This is a genomic window from Leifsonia sp. HAY1-4F, assembly GCF_056755275.1.
In genome coordinates this window covers 1-5,797 of sequence record NZ_JBNDHX010000154.1, presented here as the reverse complement: position 1 = coordinate 5,797, position 5,797 = coordinate 1, and the positions used below count along the sequence as shown (strand labels likewise).

Genomic DNA, 5,797 nt, shown 5'->3' with positions numbered 1-5,797 from the left:
TCCGTCGTCGGCAGCGTCAGATGTGTATAAGAGACAGGAGGGCTAGTGCGAGGAGCCCTCGGTCGCGATCTCGGTGCGGTCGCCCGACCACAGGGTGTGGAAGACGCCGTCCTTGTCGACGCGCTTGTAGGTGTGCGCGCCGAAGAAGTCGCGCTGGCCCTGCACGAGCGCGGCCGGCAGGCGGGTCGAGGCCAGCGAGTCGTAGTACGACAGGGCGGCGCCGAAGCCGGGGACTGGGACACCGGAGAGCGCGGCCGTGGCCACGATGCGGCGCCAGGCCGCCTCGCCCTCGCGCACGGCGTCGGCGAAGTACGGGGCCTCGAGCAGCGTCGCGATGTTCGGGTTCTCGTCGTAGGCGTCGGCGATCCGGTTCAGGAACTGGGCGCGGATGATGCAGCCGCCGCGCCAGATCTTCGCGATCTCGTCCTTGTGGATGTCCCAGCCGTACTTCTCGGCGCCGGCGATGATGGCGTCGAAGCCCTGCGCGTATGCGACGACCTTGGAGGCGTAGAGCGCCTTGGACACGTCGTCGGCGAACGTGGCCACATCGGACGCCTTCTGCACCTCGGGACGCGACTGGAGGGTGGCCTGCACCGCGGCGCGCTGGGCGGGCTTCGAGGACACGGCCCGGGCGAACACCGCCTCGGCGATACCTCCGACGGGGACGCCGAGGTCGAGCGCGTTCTGCACGGTCCAGACGCCGGTGCCCTTGGATCCCGCCTGGTCGAGGACGATGTCGATGAACGGCTTGCCGCTCTCCGCGTCCACCTGGCGCAGCACCTCGGCGGTGATCTCGATCAGGTACGACTCGAGGTAGCCGTTGTTCCACTCGGCGAAGACGTCGGCGATCTGCGCGGGGGTCAGGCCGCCGATGGTCCGCAGCAGGTCGTACGCTTCGGCGATCAGCTGCATGTCGGCGTACTCGATGCCGTTGTGGATCATCTTGACGAAGTGGCCGGCGCCGTCGGTGCCGACGTGGGTCACGCACGGCTCGCCCTCGGCGACGGCGGCGATCGACGCGAGGATCGGGCCGAGCGTCTCGTACGACTCGGCCGAACCGCCCGGCATGATCGAGGGGCCGTTCAGGGCGCCCTCCTCGCCGCCGGAGATGCCGGCGCCGACGAAGTGGATGCCGGTCGGCGCGATCCGCTTCTCCCGGTCGATGGTGTCGTGGAAGTTGGCGTTGCCGCCATCCACGATGATGTCGCCCGGCTCGAACCGCTCGACCAGCTGGTCGATCACGGCGTCCGTGCCCTTCCCGGCCTGCACCATGATGATCGCGGTGCGGGGCGTGGACAGCGAGGCGACGAAGTCGTCGATCTGCTCGGATCCGACGAAGCCGGCCTCCGGGTGCTCCTTCAGCAGGTCCTCGGTGCGGGCGTAGGTGCGGTTGTACACGGCGACGGTGTTGCCCTCGCGGGAGGCGAGGTTGCGGGCCAGGTTCGATCCCATCACCGCCAAGCCGACGACTCCGATGTTGGCGGTTGCTTCCTGTGACACGTCATGCTCCTTCGTGGGGCCGCGGCAGGCAGAGGCCGTCCGCCGCGACGGGTAGGGTCCGGGGGTCAGCTCTCCCGCTGGTGGCAAGAATCGAGCAGTCCTCCCAGCGTAGCGTGGCGCCGGTGCCGCTCCGTCCCCGGGCGTAACGATCGCGCCTCCGGCGTTCCACCCGCTGGGATTCGCCTGCCGTCGGAGCGCGGCAGAGCAACGGGGCCACGACGCCGCTCACCCCAACCGGAACGTCGCCCGCGGGATGTCGTCCACGAAGCGCTTCGCCACGGCGAGCGCATCCTCCTCGCTCAGCTGGTGCGTCGCCACGAGCCCTGCCAGGTAGCCCGCGTCGACCCGTCGGGACATGTCGTGGCGGGCCGGGATGGAGCAGAAGGCCCGGGTGTCGTCGATGAAGCCGCTGGTCTTGGTGAAGCCGGCGCTGTCGGTGACGGCCTCGCGGTAGCGCCGGATGGCCGACGGAGTGTCGAGGAACCACCACGGCGCGCCCGCGTACACCGAGGGATAGAAGCCGGCGAGCGGCGCGATCTCGCGCGAGAAGACGGTCTCGTCGACGGTGAACAGCACCAGGCGGAAGGCGGGGTTCGTGCCGAAATCGCGCAGGATGGGCGTGAGCGGCTCGGTGAAGGCTCCGACCGCCGGCAGGTCGTGACCGGTGTCGGGCCCGTACGCGTCGAAGGTCGGCCGGTGGTGGTTGCGGATCACGCCGGGATGCAGCTGCATCACGAGGCCGTCGGAGGCGGACATCTCGGCCAGCCGGTAGAGCAGGTCACGCCGGTAGGCGACGGCCTCCGCCGCGGTCAGCGAACCGGCGAGAGCGGCCCGGTGGATGCGCTCGGCTTCGGCCGGCGCGAGGGGCTCGCTCCCGGCATCCCGCACTCCGGTGTCCGTCGCGGTCCCGCCCGCTTGGGCGAAGGCCCGCCGGCGAGCCCGGAGCGCCTGGAGGAGGCCGGCGTGCGAGCGGGTGTCGACGTCCGCCCGGGCCGCCAGCCGTTCCAGGCGGTCGGCCCAGCCGGGCTCGTCGGGGTGCATGTAGCGATCGGCGCGGAAGGTCGGGAGCACGCGTCCGCGGAAGGACGGATCGGCGGCCAGCCGGACGTGCGCCTCCAGGTCGTCCGCGGGGTCGTCGGTGGTGGCGAGCACCTCGATGCCGAACCGGTCGAACAGGGCGCGCGGGCGGAACTCCGGGCGACCGAGGGTCTCGGCGAGCTGGTCGTACAGGGCGTCCGCATTCCGGGTGGACGGCTGCTCGGTGAGCCCGAACACCTCGCTGAACTCGGACTCGAACCAGAAGCGGACGGGGGTGCCGAGGAACGCATCCCAGTGCTCGCAGAGCGTGCGCCAGACGGCCCGCCCGGAGACGGGGGAGGGGACGCCGTGGCGGGACACGCCCAGCTGGTCCAGCGGAACACCGACGGCGTGCAGCATGCGGGTCACGTAGTGGTCGGGCGTGATGAGGAGCGCCGCCGGGTCCGGGAACGGCTCGTCGTCCGCCAGCAGGCGCGCATCCACGTGACCGTGGGGCGACAGGATGGGCGCGGTCGCGACCGCCGAGTAGAGCCGGCGGGCGAGCTCCCGCACGCCGGGATCGGCGGGGAGGAGGCGGTCGGGATGCGGCGCGAGCGCGGTCATCGGGCTTCTGGCTCCGTTCGGTCGGTCGGGGAGGACGGCGAGATCGGCGAGGACGGCGCAGTCGGCGAGGACGACGAACCCGGCGAGGGCGCGGTCGGCAACGCCGAGGACGCCCACCCACCGGCCGGCGCCGGCCCGGTGGAGTCGCGGACCGTCAGGTGGGTCGGCAACGTCGTCCCGCTGCGCACGAGCGGCGCAGGCCCCCCATCCAGCCGGGAGAGCAGGATGCTGACGGCCGTCCGTCCCGCCTGCTCGATCGGCGCCGTCAGGGTCGTGAGCGGCGGGTTGCAGAAGTCGGCGCCGAAGATGTCGTCGCAGCCGACGATGCTGACGTCCTCCGGGACGCGGACTCCGCGCTCCCGGAACCGCCCGAGCATCCCGATCGCAAGCAGATCGTTGAACGCGACGCACGCCGTCACTCCCGCGTTGAGCACCGCGTCGGCGGCAGCGGCGCCCGCGTACCTGCGCGGTGCGAACGGGCCGATGCGCCGGGCGGAGACGCCGTGCTCCCCGGAGGCGCGGAGGAAGGCGCGCCAGCGCCGCTCGTTCGACCAGGAGGTCTCCGGTCCCGCGACGTATGCGATGTCCCGGTGACCAAGGGACACCAGGTGGCCGACGGCCTGCTCGACGCCGTTCGGCGTGTCGATGAAGACGCTGGCGACGCCCCGGGTCTGCCGGTTGATGGCGACCAGCGGCATCTCCTGGGCGAGCGCCGTCAGGCGGCGATCCGTGAGCCGGGACGCGGCCAGGATGGCGCCATCGAATGAGCGGCGGAGCTTGTGCAGCATCCCGTCCTCGAGCTCGTCGGACTCCTCGGTGTCCACGAGCAGCTGCGTGTAGCCGGCCGCCTTCAGCTGGTGCTGCGTGCCCCGGATGATGCCGAAGTAGAACGGGTTCGTCACGTCGGAGACGAGCACGGCGATGGCGCGGGTGCGCCCGCTGGTCAGCGCGCGTGCCTGCGAGTTGGGGACGTACTCGAGCTCCCTCGCCGCCTCCTCGATGCGGGCGCGCGTCGCAGCGTTCACCCGGCCCGGATTGGAGAGGGCGCGCGACACCGTCGAGGTGGCGACCCCGCTGGCCGCTGCCACATCCGCGAGGGTCGCCGGCCGCTTCGCTGCGGCGCCGCTGAGGGAGCTCATGAGGCCATCACAGCACAGCATGGCAAATCATGGCAATCGCTTGCACCAGGTTTGCCACCTCTCCTAGAGTCGGCCCCAGCCTCCCCTGGACAGGTGGGGCGCACGCCACATCCCGACTCGAAGGAGAGCCACGATGAGATCACGACTCGCACTCGGTGCGGTCGCGGGGCTGGCAGCCCTCGGCCTCGCCCTGACCGGATGCTCCGGCGCAGGCAGCAGCAGCACGAGCTCCGGAGGGGCGGTCGACGGCAAGGGAAAGACGCTCGACGTCATGATCGCCGCCAACGCCCTCTATCCGACCCAGCAGCAGAAATGGTTCCAGGACGTCTCGGCGCAGTTCCAGAAGAAGACGGGAGCCACGGTCAAGTTCGAGACCTTCGCGTCGGCGAACGACGAGCTCACCAAGATCCAGACCTCGGTGCTCAGCGGCCAGGGCCCGGACATCTACGACCTGGGCACGACGTTCACCCCCACCGCCTACTCCACCGGCGCATTCGTGAAGCTCACGGACGACGACTGGAAGAAGCTCGGCGGCCGCGACCGGTTCGTCCCGGCGACGCTCGGCATCTCCGGCCCCGACCAGAAGGACGAAGTGGGCATCCCATTCCTCAGCCGGCCGTTCGTGATGGCGTACAACAAGGACCTGCTGGCAGCCGCGGGCATCGACAAGCCCGCCACCACATGGGATGGCCTGCTCGCGCAGGCGAAGAAGCTCACCACCGGCGGGGTCCACGGCATGGCGATCGCCTACGCCGACGGGTACGACCCCTGGAAGTTCATCTGGACCATGGCGATGCAGCAGGGCAACACGATCCTGGATGCGAAGTCCAAGAAGGCGACCATCGACGACGCCGCGGTGAAGAAGGCGTACCAGACCTACTTCGGCTGGCTCACCTCCGACAAGGTGGTCGACCCGGCCGCGATCGGCTGGAAGAACGCGCAGGCCGTCGCCGCCTTCGCACAGGGCAAGGCCGCGTTCCTGCCGATGGTGTCGTCGTCCTCGCAGGTGAGCCTGGATGCGTCTCCGATGGCGGGCAAGTACGCCTATGCGGTGATGCCGACCGTCCCGCCGGGCGCCTCCAAGCTCCCGAGCGACGGCAAGGCAGCGGCGACCATCATCTCCGGCGACAACATGGTCGTCGCCAAGTACTCGAAGAACCAGGACCTCGCCTTCGCGCTGATCAACATGCTCACCAGCGAGGACAACCAGGTGGCCTACACCAAGACCTTCGGTGACCTCCCGACCAACGCGGCGGCGGCCAAGAAGATCGAGGAGGGCAACCAGCTCCTCACCCCGATCCTCGACGCCGGGACGAAGGCGTACGGAACGCCGTTCACCGGCGCCTGGGGCGACACGCAGCTGGCCCTGGTGAACGTGGTGGTGCAGTCCATTCCCGGACTCTCCAGCGGGGGCGTGTCGGCTTCCGACCTCGAGGCCAAGCTGAAGACCGCTCAGGATGCCGCCCAAGCGGCACTGAACCTGTCTCTTATACACATCTGACGCTGCCGACGACGGA

At 70.3% G+C, this 5,797-nt stretch carries 4 protein-coding genes; 1 reads left to right on the top strand and 3 read right to left on the bottom strand.

The annotated features are described in order from the left end of the window. Positions 1-42 precede the first annotated feature (42 nt). The 3 genes from gndA to ACPYOG_RS18370 form a co-directional block, all read right to left on the bottom strand. The gene (gndA, locus tag ACPYOG_RS18380) at positions 43-1,500 is read right to left on the bottom strand and encodes an NADP-dependent phosphogluconate dehydrogenase (RefSeq protein WP_481295589.1); all 1,458 of its coding nucleotides are present in this window, start codon (positions 1,498-1,500) and stop codon (positions 43-45) included. A 225-nt stretch (positions 1,501-1,725) separates the two neighbouring features. Then, positions 1,726-3,141, bottom strand: coding sequence for a glucuronate isomerase (gene uxaC, locus ACPYOG_RS18375; protein ID WP_481295590.1), 1,416 nt, complete (start codon positions 3,139-3,141; stop codon positions 1,726-1,728). Then, complete coding sequence (locus ACPYOG_RS18370) at positions 3,138-4,280, bottom strand: LacI family DNA-binding transcriptional regulator (protein ID WP_481295588.1); 1,143 nt, start codon at positions 4,278-4,280, stop codon at positions 3,138-3,140. The genes uxaC and ACPYOG_RS18370 overlap by 4 nt, the downstream gene beginning before the upstream one ends. Before the next feature lie 133 nt (positions 4,281-4,413). Between ACPYOG_RS18370 and ACPYOG_RS18365 the strand changes: the two genes are divergently transcribed. Beyond that, complete coding sequence (locus ACPYOG_RS18365) at positions 4,414-5,781, top strand: ABC transporter substrate-binding protein (RefSeq protein ID WP_481295587.1); 1,368 nt, start codon at positions 4,414-4,416, stop codon at positions 5,779-5,781. Positions 5,782-5,797: the final 16 nt, after the last annotated feature.